The organism is Microcystis sp. M49636_WE2 (assembly GCF_030065375.1).
Classification (GTDB): domain Bacteria; phylum Cyanobacteriota; class Cyanobacteriia; order Cyanobacteriales; family Microcystaceae; genus Microcystis; species Microcystis aeruginosa_C.
On sequence record NZ_JASJFG010000175.1, the window covers coordinates 1 to 2,243 of the forward strand.

The following is a 2,243-nucleotide window of genomic DNA, read 5'->3' on the forward strand; positions in this document are numbered from 1 at the left end:
CCCTTTGATAAGGGGGGTGCCGATAGGCGGGGGGATCTACCCTTGATAAGGGGGGTTTGATCCCCCCTGCCCCCCTTGATAAGGGGGGTGCCGATAGGCGGGGGGATCTACCCTTGATAAGGGGGGTTTGATCCCCCCTGCCCCCCTTGATAAGGGGGGTGCCGATAGGCGGGGGGATCCGACAATTTTTAACACCCACCTACTTAGTTACTTCGATCCTAACGCTTTTTGGGCGGGGATAACCCTTAAGATTCTAAAAGCTGCAGATTGATAAAAGTAAATTCTGTGGTGGATTTTTCGCCCCCGGCATCGATTGCGTTAATCACTTGACAGGAGGGTAAATAATAATTACCGATTTTTTCGTAGGTTTCCTTAAAGTCACGTTTTCCCTTTAATTCATCGGTTTTAGCATTGCGGAAAATGGCATTATAGCGAATAGAAATATAACCTTCTCCCGTATCGAGACTTTCCTCGGTATTAATAGTAAAAGCCATCGGTCCCATGACTCGACTGACTTGACAGATTTCCTGGCCGCGGACCTTATAATTAGATCCCATCGCATCGCCGGTGACAAGAATTTCTACCGCACCGGTGGGATCATCTTGCCCGAAATTAAACTGGTTTTTGCCGTGGGAGGCATCAAAATTGCCTCTTTTGCGGTGAGTAACGATGTCGCGCATTTGATTATAGATACTTTCTTGCACTTTCTCGTCATCAATGCCCGTTACTTCCACACTATAATCGGCATTAACTTGAATTTTGCCCGTATGGACTTCCTCCCCTTGGGTGAGGATAATATCAGCAGTGTAACCGGGGAATCCTTCATCCCAAGTGTAACGGTTTTCGTAGGCGGAGCGGAAAATATCTCGGGCGTTCGTCGTGGCTACAGTCATAATCGCTTTACTTGTGTTGATAACTCCATTTATATCATTGTCGCTGATTTTTTCGCCTCTGGCCGAGATTTCTAGAAAACTAGATGAATTCCACAGCTTAGGGAAAAGTCAGTTAGAATGGGTCAATGACCAGTCCCTTGCTCGATTGCCATAAATCTAAATAAGCAAAAAATAAACATGAGCAATTATGACAAAATTAAGTCCAAAAGTTACCGCAATTATTCGTTCTGGTGAACAACAAGGATATGTAGGTGAATGCGTGGAAATTTCGATTGTCACCCAGGGAAATACCTTAGATGAGGTGGTTAATAATCTCCAAGAAGCCATTTTACTGCATTTAGAGGGAGAAGACCCCAGGGAGTTCGGTCTAGTTGCCAAACCTTCTCTACAGATTATATTTGAGTTACAGCCAGAATATGCCTAAGCTGAAACAACTATCCGGCAAAGACATTATGCTGTTCTTAATTTAAATTGCTTGTTGAGACGAGGTAAGAGGCAACCCCCCTCCGACATTGGGGTAGGGTTGATTCATGAATCAACCCTACTATTAATCAACCCTACTATTAATCAACCCTACCAACATCGGGGGGGTTTAAGGATAGGCGGTTAAAATGCGTCTTAGCTGATCAAAAATCAGGCTAAAATAGAAAAAACTCACCCTCAGCGACCAAGGCGATGGCAAAAGAAACGGCGAAAATCAAGCTTTATCGGAAAACCTATCAACTTCCCCAACTAAATCGCCCCGATTTATTGGTTTTGCAGGATCAGATTCAAGAAAGACAGCAACTGATTAAAACTGGAAAACGGGTCCGCAATACATGGTTAGGATTGAGGAAAAAAGAAGAACCCCTCAATTTCGAGGAAACTTTTCAAGAATTAGAAAGATTAGTCAAGGACTATAACCAGTTAATCGGATTTCTCACCGACCATAAGGATGAATACCGGCGGTTTTTCCTGTCACTGACCGAGGAAATCAAGGAGGCAGTGGCGGTTAAATGCCATAAATTGGCAGAAAAAGAGCGAAAACGCCAATCTTTGGAGAATAGCATCGGCTCGGCTGAACTGCGAGATACCCTGAGACTACAGAAACAGCAGATTTTCCGCACCGTGATTCTCTTTGGTTGCGCCAGCTTGCTTATGCTCAAGAAAATCGACTTAATCAGCGAAAGTATCCAGAAATTAGCTGAAGATCAGGATACACAAAAACAGGTTTTCTCGAAAATGATCGGCGAGTTGAACGGGTACAAACAAGTGTATCAGTTGCAGCTGGAGTTAGATAGTCTGGAACAAGAAGCGATCGAAATGGCCAAAGTAGCCATTAATCTAGAACAATACCTAAAACCAATTATC

The 2,243-nt window shown here is 44.0% G+C and carries 2 protein-coding genes and 1 pseudogene; 2 read left to right on the forward strand and 1 reads right to left on the reverse strand.

Annotated features, from left to right (window positions below):
- Positions 1-245 precede the first annotated feature (245 nt).
- On the reverse strand, positions 246-893 hold the full coding sequence (locus PX484_RS04005; RefSeq protein ID WP_004268696.1) for a DUF3386 domain-containing protein: 648 nt from the start codon (positions 891-893) through the stop codon (positions 246-248).
- A 187-nt stretch (positions 894-1,080) separates the two neighbouring features.
- Between PX484_RS04005 and PX484_RS04010 the strand changes: the two genes are divergently transcribed.
- Positions 1,081-1,317 carry a type II toxin-antitoxin system HicB family antitoxin gene (locus PX484_RS04010; protein WP_002753114.1) on the forward strand — a complete coding sequence of 79 codons (237 nt, stop codon included), beginning with the start codon at positions 1,081-1,083 and terminating at the stop codon, positions 1,315-1,317.
- A 251-nt stretch (positions 1,318-1,568) separates the two neighbouring features.
- Positions 1,569-2,243 (forward strand): annotated as a pseudogene (locus tag PX484_RS04015) (formylglycine-generating enzyme family protein); the annotation flags it as partial.

What these genes read in the sequence shown, in the direction of transcription:
- PX484_RS04005 (WP_004268696.1), bottom strand. Translation starts at nt 893, where the DNA reads ATGACTGTAGCCACGACGAACGCCCGAGATATTTTCCGCTCCGCCTAC.
- PX484_RS04010 (WP_002753114.1), top strand. Translation starts at nt 1,081, where the DNA reads ATGACAAAATTAAGTCCAAAAGTTACCGCAATTATTCGTTCTGGTGAA.